The organism is Pseudoalteromonas sp. SR45-1 (assembly GCF_014163655.1).
GTDB classification, from domain to species: domain Bacteria; phylum Pseudomonadota; class Gammaproteobacteria; order Enterobacterales; family Alteromonadaceae; genus Pseudoalteromonas; species Pseudoalteromonas distincta.
Window position 1 is genome coordinate 175678 of sequence record NZ_JACJDR010000008.1, and the last position, 26622, is coordinate 202299.

Consider the following 26622-nt stretch of genomic DNA (forward strand, 5'->3'; position numbering starts at 1 on the left):
AAAGATTTATGCAGGTTGGTATCACATACCAACTCCATTAAATTCTTGAATATAGCAGGAGTAAAAATAGCACTGCCTGTACGCTTTTACTTAATGGAATGGGTATCAAGGGAGCTTTAAATAATAAAGCACACCACGCAGTATCATAAACCTCATTAGACCAACAATAAAATGGAATATGTAACAAAGTATTTTGAATGCGGTGAGCTGCAAAAATAGCCCTACCAATAACAATATAGCGGGTGGCTAAGGCTAACTTTTATTCTTCCCGTGGAGCGCTAAACGCTCTAGTTTTTCTTTTAATGAAGGGGGGGCAGAAGCCGCTATCGCATTTAAGTAATTAGCGGTTTGCTCACTCATTTTCCGAGAGTTGGTAACTGTAGGGCTGCCCGATTTATTCGCGGTACTTAATCGCTGAGTTGCTTGAGGATTTGCAGTTATTTTTATTTGTCCAAGCTCTGCCATTCCAGCTGCTCTAAAGTGTGAAAGCATATCCATTTTTAAATAATTAAGCCTAAGCGCGATAGGCGCAGATACCGCCTCTATCATTAGCGTGCCGTCTCGGTAATTACTAACTCGGCATTTATCACCCAATTTAGGGCCTAAAAAATCTTTTAATAAGGTTTGCTGTGTATCAAGTGCTTGGCTTTTGCCTGCATAAGCCGATAAACGATTATTTAACCCCGCCATAATATCGGTTAGCGGTTTTGGTGCATATCTATCTTTAGCCATTTTACACCTCGTAAAAACTCACTTAGACCCAAAGATAATACTCTGGGTCTAAGTATACACTGCGTATTAATACTACGCGCCGGCTATTTGCATTTGCTCGATTAATACTGAGCCTGTTTGAATACCACCACGGCGTTCTATATCACCACCAATGGCGGAAATACCTTTAAACATGTCTTTTAAATTACCAGCAATAGTAATTTCACTTACCGGATATTGAATTTCACCATTCTCAACCCAAAAACCTGCAGCACCACGAGAGTAGTCACCCGTTACGGTATTTACGCCCTGCCCCATTAGCTCTGTAACTAATAAGCCAGTACCCATGGTTTTTAATAGTGCAGTTAAATCGTTATGAGTTTGCTCAACGAGCCAGTTATGTATACCGCCAGCATGCCCTGTTGGCGTCATATTCATTTTGCGTGCGGCATAACTTGCTAATAAATAGGTTTGTAACTCGCCACCTTGAATTATTTCTCTATCGAATGTTTTAACACCTTCGCTATCAAACGGTGACGATGCCAACCCTTTTAAAATATGTGGGCGCTCAGCAATATTCACACAATGACTAAATACCTGAGTACCTAAGCTATCAAGTAAAAAACTTGATTTACGATAAAGCGCGCCACCACCAATTGCCGACACCAAGTGACCAAACAATGAATTTGCAATATCGGCTCTAAAAATAACAGGCACTTTCATTGTGCCTAACTTTTGGCTGTTTAATTTAGCTAAGGTTTCAGCTGCCGCTTCAAGACCCACTGCCGCCGCATCATTTAAACCAGCCTGATCGCGAGCAACTGTATAAGCAGAGTCGCGCTGCATGTGTTCGCCATCTTTACCTATTACCATAGTACTAATACTATGACGAGTGCGCGGAAAGCCTGCAATTAAACCGTGGCTGTTACCATAAACACGTAATCCCTGATGCGATGAAAAACTCGCACCATCAGAGTTAACAATACGCTCATCTGCATTTAATGCAGCTTGCTCAGCAGCATGACAAAGCTCAATGCCTTCCTCAGGACTTACATCCCAAGGATGATATAAATCTAAATCTTTAGGATTAAATTCAAGTAACTCTTTATCAGCAACGCCGTTAAATGGATCATCAGATGTAAATTTGGCTATATCAATCGCTTTTTCGACTACCGTGCGCAATGTTTTTGGATTTAAGTCAGCAGTTGACGCCGAGCCTTTATTATTACCAACATATACACTAATGCCTAAGCCGCCGTCTTGGTTGAACTCAATGGTTTCTACTTCACCCATTCGTGTACTAACCGATAAACCAGACGTGCTAGACATCGCAGCTTCTGCAGCTGTAGCGCCTAATTTTTTAGCATGTTCGAGTACTTCTGCTACCGCATCTTTAACTTGCGATATTTGAGAATAAATTGGATCGTTTTGTTGGCTTTTCATAAATTAAGTCCTGAGCCTTAGAGGCATAATGCACGCATTTCTTATATTTAAATGCTAACACACTCAATGCATCACATCAGCTAATATTCCTAAGTATCATATTCATGTATAATGGCAAAAGTTATTTTTATTTAAGAGCACCCCATGGCAAAGAAAAAAGGCAAGCCTGCTGAAATTGAAGAAGAAATTGAATATGTATCAAGAACGGAGCTTAAACGCGAAGCGCAAGAGTTTCATCAGTTAGGTACTGAAATTGCCAAAATGGGTAAAAAACAGCGCGAACGCCTGCCATTAAATGACGATTTAAAAGAAGCGATGGTTGTTGCTGATAAAATAAGTAACAAAAGCGACGCGTATCGCCGCCACTTAAATTACATCGCTAAAACACTGCGTACTGTAGAAAACATTGATGATATTAAAGCGATTATCGATGTGATGCTTAATAAAAATAACCAAGCTGAAGTATTGGTCAAAAAAATTGAGCAATTACGTTCAGATTTAATTGAGCAAGGTGATGACCTTATCAATGAGACTATTGAGCAGTTTCCATCTCTTGATCGTCAACAAATGCGCCAATTGGTTCGAAATGCGGCAAAAGAAGCGAAAGCTGAAAAGCCGGGTAAAGGTTATAAAGAATTATTTCAATACCTTAAAGATGCTCATACTATTACGTATTAATTAGGTCGTATTAAGTTATATTTTATTAAACAAGGTGCTTCGGCACCTTTTTTGTTATAGATCAAACCGCCTTCCTGAGTACTTTTTTATAATCCCCAATAAATAAATACTTAGGTGTGCGTGATGATTAAACTTCCACAATGGGATGAAACCCTAATAAACAAATATAATGTGTCTGGTCCGCGTTATACCTCTTATCCCACGGCTTTATCACTGCGTGACGGATATCAGCAACAAGACCTACTAAGCGCTATAGAATCGTCAACAAGTCGCTCTCTTTCTTTATATATTCACATCCCGTTTTGTAGTCAGCTTTGCTACTACTGTGGCTGTAATAAAATAATTACCCGTCATCAATCTAAGGCAGATACGTATCTCGACTTTTTAGCAAAAGAAATTACTGCCCAAGCGCCTTTATTTAAAAGCTACACGGTTGAGCAATTGCATTTAGGTGGCGGTACTCCCACCTTTTTAACCGCAAAACAAATGACCCGTTTAATTAAACTTTTAGAACAACACTTTAATTTTACACGCACAACAGAGCGCGGTATTGAAATAGACCCACGCTCACTTGCCGATAATATGCTTGTTGATTTAAGAATGCTTGGCTTTAACCGTGTCTCATTTGGGATTCAAGACTTTAACGACGACGTGCAACTTGCTGTTAATCGCCCGCAAAATGCAGATACCGTTAAGCAATTAATTACACAAGCTCGCGAGCTAGGATTTCAATCTATTAATGCAGATATGATTTACGGGCTACCTCTGCAAACGCCAGAGAGCTTTAAGAAAACTATAGAGCAACTTATTGAGTTAAGCCCTGACAGAGTATCAGTGTTTAACTACGCGCATTTACCAGAGCGCTTTGCTGCACAGCGTAAGATTAAAGATGCAGATTTACCCAGTGCTCATAATAAGCTCACCATGTTTAAAAATACGCTGGAGCAGATGACGCAAGCAGGCTATCAATTTATTGGTATGGACCATTTTGCAAAAACTGATAATGAACTAGCTGTTGCGCAAAATGAAGGCAAGTTACATCGTAACTTTCAAGGTTATACAACCCATGGAAATTGTGATTTATTAGGTTTAGGCGTGTCATCAATTTCACAAATTGGCACCGCCATTTTACAAAATCAAAAAGAATTAAAACATTATTACCACAACGTAGAAACACAAAGCGGTAGTGCTCTTAATAAAGGAATGCACTTAACACATGATGATGTAATTCGTGCTGATGCAATTAAACAGCTCATTTGCCAATTTGAATTAGATATACAAGACTTTAGTGAAAAACACGCGCTTATATTTAATGACTACTTTGAGGATGCATTAGTAGCGCTGGCGCCACTTATAAAAGATGAACTAGTCACTATAGTTGATAATAAAATTAGCGTAACACCACGCGGTAACTTATTCATTCGTATTATTTGTATGTGCTTCGATGCTCACTTACAAAAACAAATTAACGCAACGCGCTTTTCAAGGGTGATTTAGCCTGAACTCTGGATAATAAATACATCGGCACAAAAAAAGCAGACCTAGGTCTGCTTTTTGTATTTAAGTTGTAGCTTTAATTAAAAACGACTTTATCGCTACCTGGAGCGGCTTTAAACTCGATAATAATTTTAGCGCAATCCGCTTTAACTTCATCTTTAAGTGTTTTTTCAGCTTGCCAGCGAGCCTTATCTAGCTTAAAAATCTCTTTTTTAGAGTATTTTTTACGTGCATCGTGCGTCGGCATTTCTTTAACTACCTGATACATTTTATAAATACCAGGATACTGCGTCGTTAAATCACGCTCGCTTTCAAAGGCATACTGAGACATAAGTACCCAAATACGTAAACAGCCTTCAGAAAACTCACACTGCTCTTCATTCATTGCACGTGCGATTAAATGAATACTATCGGCTAGTTTTGCGTTTCGCTTTAAACGCGACTTTTCAAGCTTTTGCTTTTGTTCAGCCTGCGTTTTAGCAATTAACTTTTTTTGCGCATTTAACTTATACAGCAACTGACCCGCATAAAATGCCAAACCAGCTATGATAGCAGCGCCTAAAAGTAAGGCTAAAATTACCGAGGTACTCATTATTTATCCTTACTATTTGTCGTCTTCATCTAACCATTCGTTGGCTAAATCATCAGATAAGTATTGATCGAAATCAGAATTGCCTTGGCTTTCAAGGTCATCTTCAAACTCGTCTTCGTCCTCATCTTCAATACCAAGAATTTCACATAACGCCTGATGACGGGCAATGCGACTATTAAAGTACTTAGCATCTTTACCTGTTAGCATTTCACCTTTTTCATGACGCTCTACTAATTTAAGTAAACGTTCATCATTCTCAAGTGCTTCTAGCTCTTGTTCAGGTGTAAATTCAGGCTCGATTACTTTTTTCAGCTCAATAGTTGGCTTTAAGTTGCGTTTCATTTCAACTTTAGGCTCTGGCGCGGTTGCGATTAACGGCACAGGCTTTTTACTGCCTACACGCTTATCTTTAGGCGCGTGATTACTATTTTGGCTTTCGCTATCTAGTAAATCTGGCGCATTACGAGAACCGGGCTTTGCGCCTTTGGTTTTTTTAACTCGCTGCTCTTTTAATGCGCGCATTTCTTTAAGCTTATCTTGGCTTAAACGAACAGGTCCGTTTGCTGGGCTTTTGCGTGACTTTTTAGTTCTACTCATATCTTGATCATCTCACTTAAGAGGTTTTGAGCGAAGCGCAAATTAATGGGCATCGCAGTGCTGGCCTAGCCAGAAGAATTCAGTTTGCGCTATAGAGGTTGGGTTTCTCATTTAAAAGCGCCTTAGCTAATTAATCGCTAATTTTAAACGGTGGGTATTGTAACAGGACAAATAAAAAGGCGGTAGAGAAAACATCTCTACCGCCTGCTAATCTGAGCGCCATTATCTGGACACTTCTCCCTTCGACTTTTTTTAGTCTTTATTATTTTTATTATTATCAGTCCGTATTGTTATTATTTTTACGTTCCTTGTTACATTCCATTTTGTTTTTGTTATTAAACTTCCATGAGTATTTTATTATTTTCGGTCATCGTGACACTTTTTTATTATTTCCTTTAGTAGCACCAATCTTGTGCTATGTAGTCATGCCGCGCCACTTTCCTTATAGCTTGTTTCCGTTTTGTTATTGTTCTTTTGCGACAGTGGTTAATTTACTCGTTAATGATTTTGTTACAACTGGTTTATATAACTTTTATTATACTTATTACATTTTAAAACAAAATAAACAATAAAATACAATAGGTTAATGATGAATAAGAAATAAAAAGAAGACTTTTCTCACACTAACGCATGGTCAATGTCTTACATTTAAACGGGTGATATCGTTAATTTTGCACACAAAAAAAGCAGCTTGGGCTGCTTTTTGTAAAACATTGTAGTGTATTTATTATTAATTGCTAAATAAATACGACTTTAGTGTAAACCACCTAAGTACTGAGAAAGTACTTCAATATCTTTATCTGTTAATTTCTTCGCTATATCGCCCATCATGCCATTTAAGTCATTGTGACGAGTTCCATCACGGAATTTTTCAAGTTGAGACTTGATATATCCAGGATGCTGAAAAGAAATTTTTGGAAACTTAGCAAGTGATGAACCGTTACCACGTGGACCATGACATGCTGCACATGATGGAATCCCACGCTCCGCATCGCCTGCTTTAAAGAGCATTTCGCCAACTTCAACAACATCTTTAGGTGTAGCACCTTCAGTCATGTTGATTGAAGAAAAATAAGCAGCTAGATCTTTCATGTCTTGCTCGCTAAGTGGCATAGCCATAGCGCTCATTACTGGATCCATACGCCCTTCTTTGCCGCCTGACGTCATACCTAATTTTAAATCCTGAAGTTGCTTAAGGATATAATCTGGATGTTGACCTGCAATTTTAGGGTAAATATTAACCGGCGCATTACCGTCTGGGCCGTGACAAGCCGCACACGTTGCTGATTTTTCTTTACCTGCGTTTACATCGCCATCAAATGCTGTTGCGTTGCTTGCTGACAACGCACCAAGCAATATTGTTAAAGATAGTGCTATTTTTTTCATGGTGAATTCTCTGTTTCCGACCCTGTATCATCTACAATCGTGATGTTGTAATACATATATTCTACACGATAATAAATTCTCTGGCACGTTTTCTACACATATTAAGCTTATAATTTACAGGGTTTTGACTTAGATTAAGCTTTAACATGTTTTAAATGTACCATAGGTGCTGTTTTTAGGTGGTTAAATACGCTTTTTAATACATCCTTTATAGTATAAAATACGCGCCCTGAGTGAATTTGGTTTACTCAATGTTATTTTTTTAAGTTTTAGGAGAGCCTGTGCTCAAATCTCGTATCAAATATAATACTGCGTCTTTCGTAACAAGCGCTCCCGACATTACTAAATTACCTGCTGATACGGGAATTGAAGTTGCGTTTGCCGGTCGCTCCAATGCAGGTAAGTCGAGTGCATTAAATGCATTAACCGATCAGAAGCTAGCACGTACAAGTAAAACACCTGGACGTACTCAGCTAATCAATACATTCGATTTAGCGGATGTTGACGATATGCGCCTTATCGATTTACCAGGCTATGGCTTTGCTAAAGTACCAATCGAAATGAAAAAGAAATGGCAAAAGTCGTTAGGTGAATATCTGCAAAAGCGTCAAAGCTTAAAAGGTATTGTTATTTTAATGGATATTCGTCATCCATTAAAAGATTTAGACCGTGATTTAATTAACTGGGCAATTGGTAGTGAGATTCCAGTATTGGCACTATTAACTAAAGCCGACAAACTAAAGCAAGGCCCTCGTAAATCACAAGTACTGCAAGTTCGCCGTGAATTAAGCACGCTTGATGGGGATATTACAGTTCATGCGTTTTCATCATTAAAGGGCACCGGTTTACCAGAAGTAGCTAAAAAGCTAGATGAATGGTTTTTAGGTCCTGTTATTGCTGTACCACCTACCGATGAAACAATCACAGACGAAACAAACCCAGAGGCTTAAACGCTGGCGTTACGATAAATAAAACTGCTTTCCTGCAGATTTAATAAAATAGCCGAGCTTATCAGACTCGGCTTTTTCAGCCCACTGATAAAATACACTGCGTGAAACTCGCGCACTACAACCATACGGTAGCTTTAAATAAGGCACCTTTGAACCGTTGTAGTCTTTTATATGCAAGGGCTGCTGAGCGCTCACTAACCACTGCCTAGCTAAATTATCAATACAACACAACACTTGCCCTTGCGCTGTATTTTCAAAGCGCCAATCAACAATAATAAACGGCGCATCTTCAACCGTTATTGTTATTTTTTCGACAGGGGTTTTTAAATAAAATTGCTCACCTTCTTTACACAATACAGAAGCAAACAGCTTCACCATGGCTGGGCGTGTTATTTCGCTGCCATCGTAAAACCATTTCCCTTCATTATTAATAACAATTGGCAGCTCCCCACAATGGTTAGGCTGCCAACTATCAAAAGGTTTGCTTGGCTCGCTTAATCGCTTGCTAAGCTCACTTAAAGAAATCACTGTTTTTTAAGTGTTATTGCAAATGTAACAGGCACAGCTGTTGCAATTGAAGGCAAGCCCGCTAACTCTTGCAGCTTTTTAACGCCTTCGGTTACACCAAAATCATCACTATTAATAATAATAGGTGTTAATGATGATACCGTTAAATCACCACTTTGCGTGCTGTTAACGAGTACATCAATTGCCAATGGTTTTTTATTACCATGAAAATCAAGCTCAGCTGTAATACCCTTCAATACATATTGACCAGGCTTTTTGATATTACTTAGCTCTTTAGTTAAATTTGCAGTTAAAACAGCATTGGGGAATTTAGCCGCTTCGAATAAAAACGTAGCTAAACGCTCATTACGAATAGGGATTAGAGTTTCGGCTGATGTTAAATCAACATTAACGCTAAACTCACCTTTATCAGAAAGCATACCTTCAAGGTTAGTAAAATGGTGAGCTTCAGCAATCGAATCTTTTTTAATTGAAACAAAGCTTAGTTGGCTTTTATCATTCACTAGCTGCCAATTAGCCTGAGCAACATTAGAAATAACTAAACTTGATAAAGAAAAACCTGCAATAGCTAATGCTTTAAACATAACGCACTCCTTAGTAATAAAATGAAAAGAATAAAAATGATAGCACTTCGATGGTATCACCTGCGATGTACCCAAACCACCTCGAAGTGACGAATGCACAATACAATTGGTATAGCGCAAAAAAGAATTAATTAGATAGGATTTTTAGGCGTAAAACAAAAAACGGCCCACCAAACAAGTTGGTAGGCCGGTATAGCAAACTGGGGAGAAGCTATCAATTTGTTGCACCCTTTCAGATGCATCATCAACAGGATGTCCTACAGGATAGGACAGGCGGGACTTTAACAAAAGCACGCATTAAAATACAATCATATTCCTGTAAAACAGCTCGAATTGACGAACATATAACTATTTAATACAAATAGTTGCTTAAATTAACCTTATTTTAACTAAAGCTTGCATATAGCTAATTAAATAGCTGTTATTCGCCATTTTTATTAAACATAAAAAAAGCGCCAAAAGGCGCTTTAATTAAAATGCTCAAATTGCATTAATGGGCTTGTTCCCAGTTGTCACCTTCGTCGGCTTCAACAATAAGCGGCACATCAAGCGCTGCAGCTTGCGACATCAGCTCACAAATATGTTTTGTGTATTCAGGTGCGCAGTCTGTTTTAATTTCAAATACCAATTCATCGTGTACTTGCATTAGTAGCTTAATCGTATTTGGCGCCTGTTCGTGTACCCAGCGGTTAACGCTCAGCATTGCTTTTTTAATAATATCAGCAGCAGTACCTTGCATTGGTGCGTTTATAGCAGCACGTTCGGCTCCTTTTCTGCGCGCGCCATTACGTGCGTTTATTTCTGGTAAATGTAGGCGGCGACCAAATATTGTTTCAACGTAGCCATTTTCAGCTGCTTTTTCGCGTGTTGTTTCCATGTACTCTAATACACCAGGAAAACGCTCAAAGTATTTATCTATGTAATGCTGCGCTTCGTGGCGCGGCACATCTAGTTGACGTGCTAAACCAAATGCAGACATACCGTAAATTAAGCCAAAGTTTACTGCTTTCGCCTTGCGGCGCATATCGGTAGTTACATCATCAAGCTCTACACCAAATACTTCAGCGGCAGTTGCACTGTGTACATCTAAGCCGTTAGCAAATGCATTTAATAGACCTTTGTCTTGTGAAAGGTGCGCCATAATACGCAGCTCAATTTGGCTGTAATCGGCAGCGACAATTTTGTAACCATCTGCAGCTATAAACGCTTCACGAATTCGACGCCCTTCTTCTGAACGAATAGGAATATTTTGTAAATTAGGATCGGTTGAACTCAAGCGCCCCGTTGCTGTAATTGCCTGATGATATGACGTATGTACACGCTGGGTTTTCTCATTCACCATTAATGGTAATTTATCAGTATAAGTCGATTTAAGCTTTGATAAACCACGATGCTCTATAATTACTTTAGGTAGTGGATAATCATGAGCAAGCTCTTGCAATACTTCTTCTGCGGTAGAAGGTGCACCTTTAGGTGTTTTTTTGATAATAGGCAGGCCAAGCTTTTCAAACAACAATACTTGTAGTTGCTTAGGAGAGCTTAAATTAAATGGTTCGCCTGCTATTTCAAATGCTTCTTTTTCAAGCTCAATTAAACGCTCGCCTAATCGTTGGCTATGTGCTGCAAGCATATTGCTATCTATTGCAACGCCGGTTCGTTCAATATCAGAAATCACACTAACAAGTGGCATTTCTATATCTTCGAATACAGATTTTAGCTTTTCATCAGCCGCTATTTTTGGCCAAAGCACTTCATGTAGGCGTAAAGTAATATCGGCATCTTCTGCAGCGTAAGGCGCAGCTTTTTCAAGTTCAATTTGGTTAAAGGTAAGTTGCTTTTTACCTTTGCCAGCAATATCTTCAAAGCTAATATTTTTATGACCTAGATATTTAAGTGCTAGCGAGTCCATATCGTGGCGTGTACCCACACTATTAAATACGTATGACTCAAGCATGGTGTCAAACTTAATACCATTTAGCGCAAAACCTGCATTCGCTAATACACTTTTGTCGTATTTAAGGTTTTGCCCTACTTTAGCTTTGTTTTCATCGGCCAAAATTGGACCTAGCTTTTGCATTACAAATTCCAGACTTAATTGCTCAGGCGCACCCGGGTAGTCATGCGCTAGAGGTAAATACACAGCTTCACCCGCTTTTACGGCAAAACTCATACCCACTAATTGCGCTTTCATGTAATCAAGGCTGGTAGTTTCTGTATCAAATGCAAATAACTCGGCACTATTTAATTGCTCTATTAACGTATCAAATTGCGCTTGCGTTAAAATAGTTTCGTAATGGGCATCTTCTACTTTTGGTAATTCAGTGGCTTCGGTAGGTACAGCTAGATGTGTTTCTGCATCTTTGGGGTTATCTAGTAACTCAGCTAACCAACGACGAAATTCACACTCACCATATAGTGCAATTAATTCGTCTTTATTTGGCTCTTGTAATTTGAACGTATCAAGATCTGATTCGACTTCAACATCGCACTTAATTGTTGCAAGCTCGTAGCTTAAAGGCAGATGATCGAGAGCTGCAGCTAACTTTTCACCTATTTTACCCTTAATCTCACTTGCGTGATCCATTACACCTTGCAACGAGCCATATTTCTCTAACCACTTAACGGCCGTTTTTGGACCACAGCCTTCAACACCTGGGATATTGTCGACCTTATCGCCCATTAGTGCCAAGTAATCGATAATAAGTTCGGGGCCTACACCAAACTTTTCCACTACGGTAACAGGATCTGAAATACTGTCGGTCATCGTGTTTATTAATGTAACGTGTTCATTTACAAGTTGCGCCATATCTTTATCACCAGTGGAGACAAGGACATGCCGTTTTTGCTCAGTTGCAATGCGTGCAAATGTGCCAATAACATCATCAGCTTCAACGCCTTCGATACTAATTAGCGGAAAACCCATCGCTTTGATAATGCTATGTATTGGTGCTATTTGCGTACGTAAGTCATCCGGCATCGGCGGGCGATTTGCCTTATATTCGCTATACATATCGTTACGGAACGTTTTGCCTTTAGCATCAAATATAACCACCATGTGTGAGGGATCATATTGTCTGATCAAGCTTTTAAGCATGTTGATCACGCCATAAATAGCGCCCGTAGCCTCACCTTTAGAATTAGTTAAATGCGGCGGAGAATGATAAGCACGAAATAAATATGACGAGCCATCAACTAAAATAAGTGGGTTTTCGGGGATCTGAGCCATGGTGAATTTGGATCCTAAATGCAAAAAATTAAGGTAATTATAAGCATGCCATAAGGTAGTAAATAAAACGACTGTGAATTACTGTTTATCGTGTTATTAAAACTAGAGCAAGCTGTGGATAAGTGTGTAGATAACAGCCACGAGCTATTCTTCCAAAGCATTATAAAATGCCTAGAAAATACTTTAACTGTATGTTTTAATTTAAAAAAGATAATACGAGGTTCTTTTTTTATTATTTTAAACCAATGTGGAAAAAGGTTTTCTAACGACTGCTTCTGTTGTTATTCACTTTGATTATTCGCGTCCATTTAAATAACCGGAGGAGTATTCTAGCACAATGGATCGAAGATCATAGCGATCCTTTATAATTTTTTTAAAGGCAAAGTGATCGCAAATGGCATAAACCGCAAAACGACTTGCACTGCGAATGATTTTTGTACTAAAAATTTATTTTCGCGAGAAATTTTGAGCATGTTAAACTTCATCCGATCGACTTATAAAAAAGACTTTAGGGGACAAAAGCATGAAAAACGTAGCAGTAATATTAGCAGGGTCTGGTGTGTACGATGGTAGTGAAATTAATGAAGCAATTTTAACTTTATTACATATAGCCAAAAATGGCGCAACGTATCAGTGTTTTGCACCAGATATTGAACAACTTCATACCATTAACCATTTAACAGGTGAAGTAATGCCTGATAAACGCAATGTATTAACAGAAGCTGCTCGCATTGCACGAGGTGACATTAAATCGCTGATTGAACTAGACGTGACTCAGTTTGACGCATTAATTGTACCTGGCGGTTTCGGTGCTGCAAAAAACTTATGCGATTTTGCAATTAAAGGCGCAAAAGCAAATATCAATCAGGACGTCCTTAATGCTTGTAAATCATTTGCAAAAGCAAATAAGCCTGCAGGTTATATGTGTATTGCACCCGCATTGATCCCATTTATTTACGATAACGCCGCACTTACTATTGGTAACGATGTAGAGACAGCACAAGCGCTAAGCACATTAGGCGCTAAACATATAGATTGTGCGGTTGACGGTGTAGTTATCGATGAACCAAATAAGTTAGTTACCACCCCTGCTTACATGTTGGCAGAATCGATTCTTGAAGCCGACGCAGGGATCGCAAAACTAGTTAGTAGCGTATTATCAATAAATTGATTTTGATCTTAGGATCTAAAAAGTTAATTGTATGACTGATTACGCTTATTAAATTGCTTAACAAAAAACAGTAAATAATTAAATTTTATTGCGTTAACGCAAAAAGTAGTCAGTTTTATTAATAAAAACGGCTCTTAGCATTTTATAAATTGGCCCAGAGAGTTATAATCGGTTTAATTTCCGTCATCTTTAATCGTGATTGATCACGTTCAAATCGAAGTGAGCAAGGCAAAATGAAAAAATTAACAGCTGCAGCATTATTATTGCTAGCAACCACTGCATACGCACAGCCATATGATAACTCTATGACTGAAGATGCAATTAAAGCACGTCTCGCGCCGGTTGGTGCTGTATACCTTGAAGGCGATAAAGCTGCAGTTGCAGCGGCGCCTACCGGTCCTCGCTCTGGTGAGCAAGTATATCAAGGTGCATGTTTTGCATGTCACGGCACTGGTGCACTAGGCGCGCCTAAATCGGCTGACGATTGGGCTCCACGTATTGCTAAAGGTAAAGACACTTTACTTGAGCATGCACTAAATGGCTTTAATGCTATGCCTCCAAAAGGCACGTGTATGGATTGTTCTGATGATGAGATTAGCGCTGCTATCGACTTTATGACATCTAAATAAGCTCGATTGAAATATACAAAAAAGGTTTACTTCTGTAAGCCTTTTTTAATGCCTAAAATAGTGTGTCTAGCTACTGCTTTAGTAGGAATATCAACTTGACGATAAGCACTAAAAGTGAAAGTATAAGGCTAATAACTATACAATAAAAATAGCCGGTTAGATCATTGGAAGATAAACTATCAGTATCGAGTAAATTGGCGTATCAAAATAAACGCCTTAGAGCGCTTCTCGAAAAATACAAACAATCACATCACTTACAAAATGCCCTGATCCAATTATCAGAGCAGGCAAGTACTGTGGCCGAGCTAACCCTGCTATACCCCGCCATCCATGACATTTTACAAAAGTACGTACCTAGTAAAAGTTTTTATGTGGTGCTGCTAAATCAATACAGCCAATCACTAGAGCTTTCTTACTTTTCAGATGAAAAAGATGGTATTGCCGTCGCCCTTAACCAATCAAATAGCTTTGATGAAGGCGCCACGGGTTATGTATTTAAACAGGGTAAAACCACATGTTTTACCAAGCAGCAAATGCAAGATGCTGCAGCAGAAGGTTTATTTAAAGCATTAGGCACTCCTGCCGAACATTGGGTAGGCGTACCTGTTTACCAAGAACATAATATTATCGGTGTTTTAGCAGCGCAAAGTTACGATACAAAACAAGGCTATAGCTCACAGCAAATACAACTACTTGAGTTTATGTCGCTTTATTTGGCAACAGCAATAGAGCGTGTAAAAAAACGAGAGCTTCTTGAGTCAGAAGTTAAAATTCGCACCCGCGCACTCACTCAAAGTAACGATGCACTAAACCTTGAAATAGAGCAGCGTAAACGCGCACTTCAACGCCAACAAATTCTATTTAAAATATCTGAGATAGCAACACAAGCTAAAAACCTTGATGACGCTTATTTTAAGATACACGAAATAATAAAAACAATTACCTACGCAGAAAACTTATATATTGCGCTTTATGATAAAGAAACAGGGTGGATTAGTTTTCCTTATTGCGTAGATGAATTTAAAGAAAATACACAGCCAAGACGCTTTGCTAAAGGTTATAGCGAACTGGTAATAAGCACCGAAGAAACACAACTAATACACCCATGTAGAGCAAAAGAATTAATAGTAAGCGGTGTGGTACAACGTTCAGCACCTGTACCAAAAGAGCAAATGGCCACTAGCTGGTTAGGCGCTCCACTTAAAACAGCTCAAGGTGTTATCGGCCTTATTGTTTGCCAAGCCTACGATAACAAACATATTTTCAGCCGAGATGATTGCGAGTTAATTACCTTTGTATCGCATCAAATTGCAGCTGTTTTACAAACAAAGCTCGTCAATCAAGCAATTGCAAAAAGCCATCAAGAACTCGAATTTAGAGTAAACGAAAAAACCAAAGAATTGCGTCAAACTAATCTGCACTTACAAATGCAAATAGATGAGCGAAAAAAAATAGAGCAGCAGCTTTATCATGATGCACATCACGATTCACTTACGAGCTTGCCTAATCGTAGTCTATTTTTAACTCAGCTCGAAAAAACGCTACAACATTATCAACGTTTTCCTGAGCACCACTTTGCTGTTTTGTTTATCGATTTAGATAAATTTAAAGATATTAACGATCAGCTTGGCCACCATGCAGGCGATCAATTTTTAATTAACGTAAGTGAGTTATTTGCCCAATGTATACGCGAGCATGATTTACTAGCACGTTTAGGCGGGGATGAATTTGTTATTTTATTAACCCATTTAACTGAGCCTCAACAAGCAGAAGATGTTGCAAATCGTATTATAGATTTAATGAAAAAACCCTTTTATCTCAAAGGTGAGTCTTTACAAAGTGGCGCAAGTATAGGGATAACCTACTCAAAGAAAAGCTATACGCATACAGATGAAATTATTCGTGATGCCGATGCCGCCATGTATCACGCCAAAAACTCAGGAAAAAATCGTTACGAGTTATTTCATCCGCTATTAACGCAATCAATACCTGCGCAGACTCTAAAAGCACAACATCACCTTGATATATTACCTATGAGTTTTAGAAGCTCAGAAATAATTACGCTTGATGAGCAACAACAGTCTGAATCTTTATTTGAAGCATTTGGTGAACACCCAATACTTGGCTTTACTAGCTTTGATATTTTGAAAAAGTTTGCATCAGATAAAGAGCAGCATCTGCAAGTAGAGTTACAACTATTACAACGCGCCTATGCACAAGCAATTACTGCAAATGTAGCTATGGCATTGGTTCCTTGCTCTGGTTTGCTACTTGAGGAACACGAATTTGTTTTATTTACAGATACGCTAAATAAACAACAAGGACAAAGCCAACTCTGTTTATTATTTGATGAACAAGAAATTCGCCACGCATGTGCAACGCAAATAAAAAACCTCAAAACGCTATCGCAACTTGGTTATTCAATTGGTTTAAACAATTTTGCTAAAGACAGGTGCGAACTTAATTTACTAACCGATATTAATTTTGATTATTTACTACTTAGCTCGACCTTTAGTAAACGTGTTTTACAACAAGAAAGTTACGATTTTCAGCTACAGGGCGTGCTTGCAATTACAAAGCTCAAAGCAATGAAGGTCATTGCTAAAGGCCCATCAATACTTAATTTTAGAGCTTTATTAGATAAACACGGTTTGGCATTTTTTGTAGGTAAACAACACGCTTTAGTATGCTCTGAGTTACCTGAAGTGCAAGCAACCCAGTCTTTATAAAGTTAGCCTGAGGTATTACTCAGGCTTTTTAAACATCGCTCGTAAGTTAGCGACTCTTGCTTGGCCTTTTTCCATGCGCTCTGCTTGGGTATTTGGCGCTTTTTTGTTTTCGAACGCAAGATCGTCCTGCGGTAACTCTTGTACAAATCGGCTTAATTCAGTTTGTGAGGTTTCACCAAATTGACGACGTATCTTTGCATAAGTAAGTGTTAACTCCTGCTGTGCGCGAGTAATACCAACATAAGCTAAGCGACGTTCTTCATCTACGTTGTCCTCATCAATACTTACCTGATGCGGAAGTAAACCCTCTTCCATACCCACCATAAATACGTACGGGTACTCTAAGCCCTTTGATGCATGTAGTGTTGATAAGTGCACTGCATCGGTTTCATCTTCTTCTTCGTTACGCTCAAGCATATCGCGAAGGGTTAGCTTGCTAACAACCTCGGCTAATGTCATTGGTTCGTTGTCGGCATCACCGGTCAACATATCTGTTATCCAACGATACAGCTCTGATACGTTTTTCATACGCATTTCAGCCGCTTTTGCACTCGGTGACGACTCGTACAAATATGCCTCGTAATTAATATTACGCACTAAGTCTTTAACAGCTTCGAGCGTATCACCGCGTACTGCGTTATCAGATAGCTCAACAACCCAGCGTGCAAATCCAGCAAGCGCATTAAAGCCACGCCCTTTTAGTCTGTAGCCTAAATCGTTATCAAAACAGGTAGCAAACAAGCTCGCGTGCTTTTCATTAGCAAGCGTACCAAGCTTTTCAAGGGTAACCGTGCCTATTTCGCGTCGCGGTGTATTTACGATACGTAAAAACGCATTGTCATCATCTTGATTAACTAATAGGCGTAAGTACGCCATAATATCTTTAATTTCTGAGCGAGCGAAAAACGACATACCGCCACTAATTTTATAAGGGATACGGTTACTCATTAGTGATTTTTCAAAGCCACGTGCTTGATGATTACCACGATATAAAATCGCGTAATCTTTATAGCTGGTTCGCTTCATAAACTTATGTGAAATTATTTCAGCAACCACACGCTCAGATTCATGCTCTTCATCGCGGCACCCTATTACTTTAATCGGCTCACCATAACCTAGTTCACTAAATAACTTTTTCTCTATGTCATGTGGGTTATTCGCAATTAAAATGTTAGCCGCTTTTAGTATTCGCCCTGCACTTCGATAGTTTTGTTCAAGCTTTATAAGTCTAAGCCCTGGGTAGTCTTTACCTAATAACACTAAGTTTTGCGGGCGAGCACCACGCCATGAGTAAATTGATTGATCGTCATCACCTACCACAGTAAAACGGGCACGCTCGCCTACTAGCAATTTAACAAGTTGATATTGGCTTGTATTGGTATCTTGATACTCATCCACCAGCAAGTATTTAAAGCGTTGCTGCCAGCGCTCACGAGATGTGGCGTTATTAGTAAGTAACAAAGTAGGGATCATAATTAAATCATCAAAATCCAGTGCATTATAAGCACGCAGCTGGTTTTGATAGCGCCCATATAACTGCGCAAACAATGCTTTTTGCGCATCACGCGCTTCGCGTATTGCTTGCTCTGGCAGTACTAATTCGTTTTTCCAACTACCAATTTCCATTTTAAGTAGTTTAAGTAAGTCCTTGTCTTTTTTGAGCTCGTCTTCGGTGAGTTCACTAAGAAGCTGATTGGTATCTTGATCATCAAATAACGAAAAGCCGGGTTTAAACCCTAATGTACTCAACTCTTTTTTTATTATTTCTAAACCGAGTGTATGAAACGTTGATACCCATAAACCTTTAGCGTCTTGCTTACCGAGCGTTTGCAGTACTCGCTCACGCATTTCTTTGGCTGCTTTATTGGTAAAAGTAACGGCGGCTATATTTCGCGCTTTGTACTCACATTTTTTCACTAAATAAGCGATTTTATTCGTAATAACACGGGTTTTACCAGAGCCTGCGCCCGCGAGTACTAAGCAGGGACCACTAATATATTTTACGGCTTCATCTTGTTTAGGATTGAGTTTCATAACGACCAAAGAAATTTAAAAGACGCGCAATTTTAACGTAACCATTACAGCGAGCATAGCAATTGCCTTAATTAATTAAGGTAAAGATGATCATGTGTTAAATACCGTGGGTATAAGGTAATATTAGTTATTATCATTTAGGCAATGCCGAAGGGACAAATATGATCAACCCAGCAAAACTTGAAGAAATTGCTAAGCAAATTACTAGCAATATGCCACAAGGTGTAAAAAACCTAGCAGACACACTCGAAGGTAAAACAAAGCAAGTTCTACAAAACAAGCTTGCTGAGATGGACTTTGTGAGCCGTGAAGAATTTGATGTGCAAAGCCAAGTACTTATTCGTACTCGCGAAAAGTTAACCGAACTCGAAGCTAAAGTTTCATTGCTTGAGCAACAACTTAGCGCTAAAACTGACGCTGAATAATTATACCAATTGCATTAAATTAGTGTTCTATTACAGCGATAAGAAAATAGCTCAATAACAAGGCTAAAATTATGGTACATAGTTGTTCTATATAAATAATTTTTAACGTAGTTCGTGAGTTATCTAATACACTAGAATGATAATTTTTTTAATAAAATTGGTATTAATTTAATGTACAAAAAAGGCAGCTTAGGCTGCCTTTTGCGTTTTACTCAGTTTATTCAAATAGCTCATCAAGTACATAATAAGACAACTTAGCCCGCTGAGCTAAACTCACACTCAGCATTTTTTGCGCAACTTGTTCGCCAGTTATTGGTTTGTAACGCTTTAAAAACGCAAATCGTGTAATAACAGGAAAAATAATACTGCCTATCTTTTCTGCCACTCTAAATTGCTCACGATCGCCTAATAATAAAGATGGTTGTAAAATACTTATTTTATCAAAAGGGAGTGCTTTAATATGTTGCTCAAGCTCTCCCTTCATTTTCAAATAAGCACTATTACTGTGCGTATTCGCCCCGCTTGATGACACTAAGCAATAATGCGTAACGCCATTACATGCCGCTAACTGCGCCGCTATAAACTGATAATCAAAATCAACTTTACGCTGAGCGTGTATCGAGCCCGCTCGTTTACGGGTTGTGCCCAAACACGAAAACAATACATCACCTTTAAAAAGCTCAACATATTGAGTTAATTCTTCAAAATCAATAACGTGATTAACTAGCTTTGCATGTGTGACAGGCAGAGCTCGACGGCTTAACGTAACTACTTTTGTATAACGATCGCTATTAAGTAACTTATGGAGCAACTCATTACCGACCAAGCCTGTAGCACCTATTAACACCGCCGTTTTAGTCATGGATTTATTTATTTTCACCCACTTTTTTAAATACGTGTTGCACTGCTTTTTTGTAGCTTTGCGTTTCTTCACTCGCGCACGTTACTACAGATTCTAAATCATGAAGATGGCCGTTTTCTAAACCATAAACCCAACCATGAACGCTTAGTTCTTGGCCTCGCTCCCAGGCATCTTGCACAATGTTAGTACGACACACATTACGTACTTGCTCAATTACATTTAGCTCAATAAGGCGGCTTAAGCGTTCGCTTTCTGGCATTGCGTCGAGTTGTTCAAGATGCTTTTCTTTTACATCTCCTACATGGCGTAGCCAATTATCAATAAAGCCAAATTTAGCATTGTTTAAAACGGCTTGTACGCCACCACAACCATAGTGACCTACTACCATTATATGTTTTACTTTTAAAACCTCTACAGCGTACTGCATAACCGATAAGCAGTTATGGTCAGTGTGTACAACCACGTTAGCAACGTTACGATGTACAAATAATTCGCCTGGTAATAAATCAACTATTTGATTTGCAGGTACACGAGAGTCTGAACAACCAATCCATAAATACTCTGGATTTTGTTGCATAGATAAAATTTTAAAAAACTCAGGGTCTGCTTCACTTGTACGAGCAGCCCAACGTTTGTTGTTATCGAATAAATTTTTTAACTTTCTCATTGCATCTCTTATTAAGTCGAGGACGGAAATTTAATGGACATTAGCAAGAATCAAAATATTACGAGGCGTTAACTGCTTTTTACAAAACGTTTTAACGCTTACTTGATAACCTTGCTGTTGCAAATATAAAGCACGATCGAGCACAAGCCAAACTTCAATTGCCCTTCTGAACACATGTCGAACCAGTTCAACTCGGTCAGTTATTTTTTTTCGAGCCACCCCAACCTCTAAATACTCAATATAATCAGTGTCTTGAGGTAATTTTAATGCCTTTTTATCTGCAGCCCATGCACAAAACGATTTAAACGAATCTGAGAATATAGCTTTGTTGACCGAAGGTACGCTTACGTAATATTGCTCGCCAGTGATTGACTTTCTTAGTGCATCAAAACCAAGTCGCCACTCAAGTTCTGTTTTACGTACTTTTTCCAGACGAGAAGGCGCTGTCACAGTTTCTTGTAATGCGAGCTTTAAATCACGATGCGTTAGATTAAGCTCACTTTTATTTGCATCCTCACTCATTGCACGGTACTCATTAGTCGTGAATAAATGGTAGCAACAAGGTGAAAAGCTAATTTGCTGTACTTTCGTTAAACTTGCTTGGCGCATAAATGCTTGGTGTAAGCCACCGCATGCGTGAAGTGCTACAGCATGCATGTCTGGATTAAAAAATTGAGTGATATCGTCTTTTAATACATCTGCTTGGCTAAAGTGCATTGCTAAGCCTTGTTGCTGTGCACTTTTTTGTCCTTGCTCGCATAAGCTTTGTTGCAGTTCAATACTATGTACATTACTTGCGCCATTAAACGCAAGCATTCGACCTAAGTGTCCTTTACCCGCGCACCACTCTAAAACAGGTTGTTTGGTATTAGGTAGTGCAGATACAAAATCTTGTAACTGTGCAAACTTACGACCTTTAATGCCGTTACTTATCCAAAATGGATAATCAGCTTGAGAGTGGGATGAGCTAGGTAACTCGCATAACTTTGCAAGTTCATCAAGTTGGCTTATGTGCTGGCTAAAAAATTGGTATAGCTGGTTTTGATCGTTATCAAGAACGCTTACCTGATCATCAGTTAGTTCGCTAAGTATGCCTTGTAGCTCTGGCCAAGGTATAGTGTCAAAATCAAATGCAGTGCACTGCCAATACTGACGATGACGCATTAAAAGTGAATCAAGTGCTAAAAATTGCTCAGCTAAAGTCATAACAGCTTAAAAAATAAAAAAGACAATTAATTATATCAGTTTCGTGAATTACCTAAGCAGTTAATTTTTACTAAAAATCAGCCGTAAATACAAAGGTATTGAAATAATACTTACCAAAATAGCTGCCATGAGCATCCACGATAACTGCATCTTTTCAGGTTCTTGGTATTTATAAATAAAGTGAGATTTTACTTCGTCAAATTCGTTTTGCGGTATGCCATATAAGTCCGCAATTAAGCGCCACTTTGCTATCGACATATGTCCTAAACTGGTGGTGGGTGGGGTTATATAACTTTTTAGTACTTCAGCCTCAAAAGCGAGCTGATAAAAGCTTTTACCCGGTGCATAGTTTTGCTGGGTGACTGCAATGGCTTCATCCATGTTCATCATTGCATAACGCCACCCTTTTAGGCTCGCTTGGTAGAATTTTTCGACCGTTTGAGGATTTTTCTTAAGCATGTTTTCGCTGGTAAATAAAATGTCGCTATATACGTCCATACCATAACGCTGTGGGCAAACAAGTCGATGAGCTACGCCTTGTTGAGTCATATAATAAGGCTCTGTAGTAACATATACTTGCATAGCATCTAGCTTGTTTTCAATCCAAGCCTGGCCTGGATTTTCGCCATCGTAAACTTTGAGTTTATCCACATCAACGCCACTGCGTTTAAGCACAATAAGTAGTTCGGCACCATCATTTTTGCTTACCGCAGTGATACGTTTATTAACAAAGTCACGTGGATGAAAAATATCAGACGTGTCTTTAACCATCCAGCAGTAAGGTGAAAATTGCAATAAGGCAGCCATAGCAACAAGAGGTTGTCCATTAATACGTTGCTGTAAAATACCAGAGTGCCCTACTCCAAATTGCGCTTCGCCACTGGCGACAGGAGCAAAGGTATCAGGTTTCATTGGATTAGCTTGTTTAATGGTTACATCAAGGCCCGCTTCATTATAAAAGCCTTTTTGCTTTGCCATATAGTAGCCAGCAAACTGAAACTGATGTGTCCATTTTAGCTGTAATGTGACTGATTCTTGCGCCGCGATATGGCTACAAAAAAAGCACAATCCAATGATTAATCCTTTAAATAGCAACTAGGTGTCCTCAAAAAGTATGACGATTACCTGTAACTATATGTAAAACGTGTAATAAAGCAAGCACCCTAGTTAGGTGCCTGCCTTTAAAGAAGGATTATACTGAGGCGAGTTTTTCGGCTTTTTCTGCTTGGGGCTTTGATGTTAAAAATTGGCTAAAGCACGGATTTTGTGTTTCATCTTGTACACTGTAACCTAAACGATTTAAGTGCTCGTTAAACATCTCATACTGACTCGGCTCAATAGCAAAACCTGCCAGTACATTCCCCATCGAACCACCGTGATTACGATAATGAAATAAGGTAATGTTCCAATTACTACCTAAAGTATCTAAAAAGCGTGCAAGAGCACCTGGATACTCTGGAAATTCAAAGCGAAGTAAGCGCTCATGTAATTGCTCGGGTGCTTTTCCGCCAACCATGTAGCGCACATGTAATTTAGCGAGTTCGTTATCCGACAGATCGCAAAATTGGTAGTCATTATTTGTTAAGTCTTGCTTTAGCTCATTAAGCTCTTGCTCGCCTTGGCGCAGGGCAATACCTACAAATATTTGTGCTTCACCAGGTTCTGCATAACGGTAGTTAAACTCAGTAATAGCACGGCCACCTAAAGAAGCACAAAACTGTTTAAAGCTGCCTTTTTCTTCTTTAATAGTAACCGCTAATAACGCTTCGTTTTTTTCACCCAGCGCAGTGCGCTCTGCAACATAACGCAGGCGATCAAAGTTTAAATTAGCACCGGATAAAACAGCCGCTAAATGTAACCCTTTTAAACCCGACTGCTGGCTCCACTTTTTAAGCCCTGCCGTTGCAAGTGCACCTGAAGGCTCTGCTATTGCACGGGTAGATACAAAAATATCCTGCATGGCAGCACATATTTCGTCGCTGGTGACGGTTATAACTTCATCACAAAACTTTTGCGCTAAGCGAAATGTTTCAGTGCCAATAATTTTAACCGCTACGCCATCAGCAAAACTACCAACGCGTTCAAGCTCTACCGGTTTGCCTGCTTTAAGTGCCGCTTGTAAACATGCACTTTCGTCGGCTTCTACACCAATTACTTTTATATCTGGACGCAGCGATTTAATATAAACCGCCATCCCAGCAAGTAAACCGCCGCCGCCAACAGGAATAAACACCGCATCGAGCTCGTTTAATTGCTGCATAAGCTCACGTGCTACAGTACCTTGACCAACAATGACGTCTGGGTCATCAAATGGTGGAACAAATATACCGTTTCGTTGCTCTGTAAGCTCAAGCGCATGTGCTTTTGCGGCATCAAAATGATGTCCATGTAGCACAACTTCACCGCCAAGCGCACGTACCGCACTGACTTTTATTTCAGGCGTTGTTACTGGCATTACAATTGTAGCTTGATGCCCTAAGTGAGAAGCACTTAGTGCAACCCCTTGAGCGTGATTACCCGCTGAAGCAGTGATAACCACTGAGCCTTTAGGTAATTTATTTAATTTGTTATACGCACCGCGTAATTTAAATGAATACACGGGCTGTTGGTCTTCACGCTTTAACCAAACATGGTTACCTAATTTAGCACCGAGCTCAGCCATTTCGCTGACCTCGGTAACTTTAGCCAAAGGCTCCATGTTTGCTTGAATAATAGCGCGAAAATAATCGAGCTCTTGAGAGACCATAATTAACTAAGCGCCTCCAATTTAGCTAAGTCACGCACTGCGCCTTTATCAGCACTTGTTGCAAGTAATGCATAAGCCTTTAAAGCAGACGATACATAGCGCTCACGATCAACTGGTTTGTACGCCAGTTTTCCGCGTGCTAATTGTTTTTGTTTACGTGCATCAAGCTCTTCATCACTTAACGCTAATGTGATTTCACGTGTTGCGATATCAATAATGATTTTGTCGCCATTTTCAACATAAGCAATTGCACCACCACTTGCCGCCTCTGGCGACACATGACCAATTGATAAACCCGAAGTACCACCCGAAAAGCGACCATCAGTAATAAGTGCACATTTTTCAGCTAGGCCTTTTGATTTCAAGTAGCTAGTTGGGTATAGCATTTCTTGCATACCAGGGCCTCCTCTAGGGCCTTCGTAACGAATAACCACGATATCACCGGCTTTTACTTCATCGTTTAAAATACCTTCTACAGAATCATCTTGTGACTCGTACACGACTGCAGTACCTTCAAAATGTAGCATTTCATCAACAACGCCAGCGCTTTTAACAATACAGCCATCAACTGCTAAATTACCCGAAAGTACAGCTAAGCCACCGTCTTGGCGAAAAGCGTGTTCGACACTTCGGATACACCCATTAACACGGTCATTATCGCCCTCGTCCCAACGACACTCTTGGCTCATTGCTTTAGTGGTACGAATGCCCGCAGGGCCAGCACGGTAAAATTTGCGCGCTGCTTCGTTAGTAGGATCTGTTGCATCCCATTTTTTAACGAGCTCAGCCATAGTTGACCCTGCAACATGATTAACTGACATATCAACTAAGCCTGCTTTGCCAAGTTCACGTACGATTGCCATCATGCCGCCTGCGCGGTGCACATCTTCAATGTGATATTCAGGTGTCGCTGGTGCAACTTTACATAAAAATGGTGTTTTACGAGAGAGCGCATCAATGTGCGACATATCAAAATCAACGCCCGCTTCTTGCGCTGCAGCAAGTAAATGCAATACCGTATTTGACGAGCCACCCATTGCAATATCAACAACCATTGCATTCATAAAGGCTGTTTTGTTAGCAATAGCACGTGGCAATACATCTTGATTATCTTTTTGATAATACTCACGACATAAATCAACAATACGAGCCCCCGCTTCAACATAAAGTTGTTTACGGTCTTTATGAGTCGCAAGCGTCGTACCGTTACCTGGCAATGCTAAACCAATCGCTTCTAGCAGACAGTTCATTGAGTTTGCAGTAAACATGCCTGAACACGAGCCACATGTTGGACACGCAGAGCGCTCTACTTGCTCTGAATCTGCATCACTTACCGATTCATCAGCGCCTTTAACCATGGCATCTACTAAATCAAGTTTAATATCGATGTTAGCAAGCTTAGTTTTACCTGCTTCCATTGGGCCGCCTGATACAAATATTACCGGAATATTTAAGCGTAGTGCTGCAAGCATCATTCCTGGAGTAATTTTGTCGCAGTTTGAAATACAAATCATCGCATCAGCACAATGACCATTTACCATATACTCAACTGAGTCAGCAATTAAGTCGCGTGAAGGCAGCGAATAAAGCATGCCGCCGTGACCCATTGCAATACCATCATCAATCGCAATAGTATTAAATTCTTTAGGGACGCCACCGGCTTGTGTAATGGTTTCAGCCATAAGTTCACTTAACTGATTAAGGTGAACATGCCCTGGTACAAATTGTGTAAACGAGTTAACTACGGCAATAATCGGCTTACCAAAATCGGTGTCGGTCATACCTGTTGCGCGCCATAATGCACGAGCGCCTGCGCGTTTACGCCCTTCAGTTGTTGTTGCACTTCTTAATTTAGCCATAGTTACCTCAGTTTTTGCCGCAAAATAAGCGGGCATTCCTCATTCTAAAATTGGTGAGTAACCGAGTGATTCAGTTACTCGTAAATTGTTTTTCAGTTCGTA

22 protein-coding genes are annotated in these 26622 nt (G+C 39.5%); 7 read left to right on the forward strand and 15 right to left on the reverse strand.

What is annotated here, in order from left to right; genetic code table 11:
* Positions 1-252: 252 nt before the first annotated feature.
* Both H5089_RS10315 and pmbA read right to left on the reverse strand, forming a co-directional pair.
* Positions 253-732: a DUF721 domain-containing protein gene (locus H5089_RS10315; RefSeq protein ID WP_002959934.1), complete on the reverse strand. Its 480-nt coding sequence runs from the start codon at positions 730-732 to the stop codon at positions 253-255.
* 72 nt (positions 733-804) lie between these two features.
* Positions 805-2154 (reverse strand): metalloprotease PmbA, encoded by a 1350-nt coding sequence (pmbA, locus tag H5089_RS10320; RefSeq protein WP_165742846.1) that lies wholly within the window; start codon positions 2152-2154, stop codon positions 805-807.
* A gap of 144 nt (positions 2155-2298) precedes the next feature.
* Between pmbA and yjgA the strand changes: the two genes are divergently transcribed.
* A complete protein-coding gene (gene yjgA, locus H5089_RS10325) occupies positions 2299-2832 on the forward strand; it encodes a ribosome biogenesis factor YjgA (RefSeq protein WP_002959930.1) in 534 nt (177 codons plus the stop codon).
* Between the two features lie 123 nt (positions 2833-2955).
* A complete protein-coding gene (gene hemN, locus H5089_RS10330; protein ID WP_182712159.1) occupies positions 2956-4329 on the forward strand; it encodes an oxygen-independent coproporphyrinogen III oxidase in 1374 nt (457 codons plus the stop codon).
* A 76-nt stretch (positions 4330-4405) separates the two neighbouring features.
* Here the strand turns inward: hemN and H5089_RS10335 are convergent, their stop codons facing one another.
* The 3 genes from H5089_RS10335 to H5089_RS10345 form a co-directional block, all read right to left on the reverse strand.
* On the reverse strand, positions 4406-4921 hold the full coding sequence (locus tag H5089_RS10335) for a DUF2489 domain-containing protein (RefSeq protein WP_002959926.1): 516 nt from the start codon (positions 4919-4921) through the stop codon (positions 4406-4408).
* Between the two features lie 12 nt (positions 4922-4933).
* Positions 4934-5518 (reverse strand): Der GTPase-activating protein YihI, encoded by a 585-nt coding sequence (gene yihI / locus H5089_RS10340; protein ID WP_002959924.1) that lies wholly within the window; start codon positions 5516-5518, stop codon positions 4934-4936.
* 753 nt (positions 5519-6271) lie between these two features.
* A complete protein-coding gene (locus H5089_RS10345) occupies positions 6272-6904 on the reverse strand; it encodes a cytochrome c (protein ID WP_182682808.1) in 633 nt (210 codons plus the stop codon).
* A 281-nt stretch (positions 6905-7185) separates the two neighbouring features.
* On the opposite strand from H5089_RS10345, the gene yihA reads away from it, so the two are divergent.
* Entirely contained in the window at positions 7186-7854 is a 669-nt protein-coding gene (yihA, locus tag H5089_RS10350) for a ribosome biogenesis GTP-binding protein YihA/YsxC (RefSeq protein WP_007377272.1), read from the forward strand.
* A gap of 9 nt (positions 7855-7863) precedes the next feature.
* On the opposite strand, the gene H5089_RS10355 is transcribed toward yihA, so the two are convergent.
* From H5089_RS10355 to polA, 3 genes are all read right to left on the reverse strand, one after another.
* Positions 7864-8382: a DUF1285 domain-containing protein gene (locus H5089_RS10355; RefSeq protein ID WP_182696383.1), complete on the reverse strand. Its 519-nt coding sequence runs from the start codon at positions 8380-8382 to the stop codon at positions 7864-7866.
* Positions 8379-8966, reverse strand: coding sequence for a YceI family protein (locus tag H5089_RS10360; protein ID WP_182694000.1), 588 nt, complete (start codon positions 8964-8966; stop codon positions 8379-8381). The genes H5089_RS10355 and H5089_RS10360 overlap by 4 nt, the downstream gene beginning before the upstream one ends.
* Positions 8967-9456: 490 nt before the next feature.
* On the reverse strand, positions 9457-12192 hold the full coding sequence (gene polA / locus H5089_RS10365) for a DNA polymerase I (RefSeq protein WP_138488411.1): 2736 nt from the start codon (positions 12190-12192) through the stop codon (positions 9457-9459).
* 523 nt (positions 12193-12715) lie between these two features.
* On the opposite strand from polA, the gene elbB reads away from it, so the two are divergent.
* The 3 genes from elbB (at position 12716) to H5089_RS10380 (ending at position 16721) form a co-directional block, all read left to right on the forward strand.
* On the forward strand, positions 12716-13363 hold the full coding sequence (gene elbB / locus H5089_RS10370; protein ID WP_182696384.1) for an isoprenoid biosynthesis glyoxalase ElbB: 648 nt from the start codon (positions 12716-12718) through the stop codon (positions 13361-13363).
* 233 nt (positions 13364-13596) lie between these two features.
* Positions 13597-13992: a cytochrome c5 family protein gene (locus H5089_RS10375; protein WP_002959908.1), complete on the forward strand. Its 396-nt coding sequence runs from the start codon at positions 13597-13599 to the stop codon at positions 13990-13992.
* Positions 13993-14156: 164 nt separating this feature from the next.
* Complete coding sequence (locus H5089_RS10380; protein WP_182696385.1) at positions 14157-16721, forward strand: diguanylate cyclase domain-containing protein; 2565 nt, start codon at positions 14157-14159, stop codon at positions 16719-16721.
* 15 nt (positions 16722-16736) lie between these two features.
* Here the strand turns inward: H5089_RS10380 and rep are convergent, their stop codons facing one another.
* Positions 16737-18755, reverse strand: coding sequence for a DNA helicase Rep (rep, locus tag H5089_RS10385; RefSeq protein WP_182693720.1), 2019 nt, complete (start codon positions 18753-18755; stop codon positions 16737-16739).
* Between the two features lie 161 nt (positions 18756-18916).
* Between rep and H5089_RS10390 the strand changes: the two genes are divergently transcribed.
* On the forward strand, positions 18917-19180 hold the full coding sequence (locus H5089_RS10390; protein ID WP_002959905.1) for a ubiquinone biosynthesis accessory factor UbiK: 264 nt from the start codon (positions 18917-18919) through the stop codon (positions 19178-19180).
* Between the two features lie 217 nt (positions 19181-19397).
* On the opposite strand, the gene H5089_RS10395 is transcribed toward H5089_RS10390, so the two are convergent.
* The 6 genes from H5089_RS10395 to ilvD form a co-directional block, all read right to left on the reverse strand.
* Positions 19398-20042 (reverse strand): NAD(P)H-binding protein, encoded by a 645-nt coding sequence (locus tag H5089_RS10395; RefSeq protein WP_182696387.1) that lies wholly within the window; start codon positions 20040-20042, stop codon positions 19398-19400.
* A gap of 4 nt (positions 20043-20046) precedes the next feature.
* A complete protein-coding gene (gene can, locus H5089_RS10400) occupies positions 20047-20709 on the reverse strand; it encodes a carbonate dehydratase (protein WP_002959903.1) in 663 nt (220 codons plus the stop codon).
* 30 nt (positions 20710-20739) lie between these two features.
* A complete protein-coding gene (locus tag H5089_RS10405; RefSeq protein ID WP_182712160.1) occupies positions 20740-21915 on the reverse strand; it encodes a methyltransferase in 1176 nt (391 codons plus the stop codon).
* A 60-nt stretch (positions 21916-21975) separates the two neighbouring features.
* Positions 21976-23010, reverse strand: a complete 1035-nt coding sequence (locus H5089_RS10410; RefSeq protein WP_182712161.1) for an ABC transporter substrate-binding protein — start codon at positions 23008-23010, stop codon at positions 21976-21978.
* A gap of 97 nt (positions 23011-23107) precedes the next feature.
* Positions 23108-24661, reverse strand: coding sequence for a threonine ammonia-lyase, biosynthetic (gene ilvA, locus H5089_RS10415; RefSeq protein ID WP_182712162.1), 1554 nt, complete (start codon positions 24659-24661; stop codon positions 23108-23110).
* A 2-nt stretch (positions 24662-24663) separates the two neighbouring features.
* Entirely contained in the window at positions 24664-26520 is a 1857-nt protein-coding gene (ilvD, locus tag H5089_RS10420) for a dihydroxy-acid dehydratase (protein WP_182712163.1), read from the reverse strand.
* Between the last annotated feature and the right edge of the window lie 102 nt (positions 26521-26622).

Excerpts from the sequence above, each read along its gene's own strand:
- H5089_RS10315 (WP_002959934.1), bottom strand. The coding sequence starts at position 732 with ATGGCTAAAGATAGATATGCACCAAAACCGCTAACCGATATTATGGCG.
- pmbA (WP_165742846.1), bottom strand. The coding sequence starts at position 2,154 with ATGAAAAGCCAACAAAACGATCCAATTTATTCTCAAATATCGCAAGTT.
- yjgA (WP_002959930.1), top strand. The coding sequence starts at position 2,299 with ATGGCAAAGAAAAAAGGCAAGCCTGCTGAAATTGAAGAAGAAATTGAA.
- hemN (WP_182712159.1), top strand. The coding sequence starts at position 2,956 with ATGATTAAACTTCCACAATGGGATGAAACCCTAATAAACAAATATAAT.
- H5089_RS10335 (WP_002959926.1), bottom strand. The coding sequence starts at position 4,921 with ATGAGTACCTCGGTAATTTTAGCCTTACTTTTAGGCGCTGCTATCATA.
- yihI (WP_002959924.1), bottom strand. The coding sequence starts at position 5,518 with ATGAGTAGAACTAAAAAGTCACGCAAAAGCCCAGCAAACGGACCTGTT.
- H5089_RS10345 (WP_182682808.1), bottom strand. The coding sequence starts at position 6,904 with ATGAAAAAAATAGCACTATCTTTAACAATATTGCTTGGTGCGTTGTCA.
- H5089_RS10360 (WP_182694000.1), bottom strand. The coding sequence starts at position 8,966 with ATGTTTAAAGCATTAGCTATTGCAGGTTTTTCTTTATCAAGTTTAGTT.
- polA (WP_138488411.1), bottom strand. The coding sequence starts at position 12,192 with ATGGCTCAGATCCCCGAAAACCCACTTATTTTAGTTGATGGCTCGTCA.
- elbB (WP_182696384.1), top strand. The coding sequence starts at position 12,716 with ATGAAAAACGTAGCAGTAATATTAGCAGGGTCTGGTGTGTACGATGGT.
- H5089_RS10375 (WP_002959908.1), top strand. The coding sequence starts at position 13,597 with ATGAAAAAATTAACAGCTGCAGCATTATTATTGCTAGCAACCACTGCA.
- rep (WP_182693720.1), bottom strand. The coding sequence starts at position 18,755 with ATGAAACTCAATCCTAAACAAGATGAAGCCGTAAAATATATTAGTGGT.
- H5089_RS10390 (WP_002959905.1), top strand. The coding sequence starts at position 18,917 with ATGATCAACCCAGCAAAACTTGAAGAAATTGCTAAGCAAATTACTAGC.
- H5089_RS10395 (WP_182696387.1), bottom strand. The coding sequence starts at position 20,042 with ATGACTAAAACGGCGGTGTTAATAGGTGCTACAGGCTTGGTCGGTAAT.
- can (WP_002959903.1), bottom strand. The coding sequence starts at position 20,709 with ATGAGAAAGTTAAAAAATTTATTCGATAACAACAAACGTTGGGCTGCT.
- H5089_RS10405 (WP_182712160.1), bottom strand. The coding sequence starts at position 21,915 with ATGACTTTAGCTGAGCAATTTTTAGCACTTGATTCACTTTTAATGCGT.
- ilvA (WP_182712162.1), bottom strand. The coding sequence starts at position 24,661 with ATGGTCTCTCAAGAGCTCGATTATTTTCGCGCTATTATTCAAGCAAAC.
- ilvD (WP_182712163.1), bottom strand. The coding sequence starts at position 26,520 with ATGGCTAAATTAAGAAGTGCAACAACAACTGAAGGGCGTAAACGCGCA.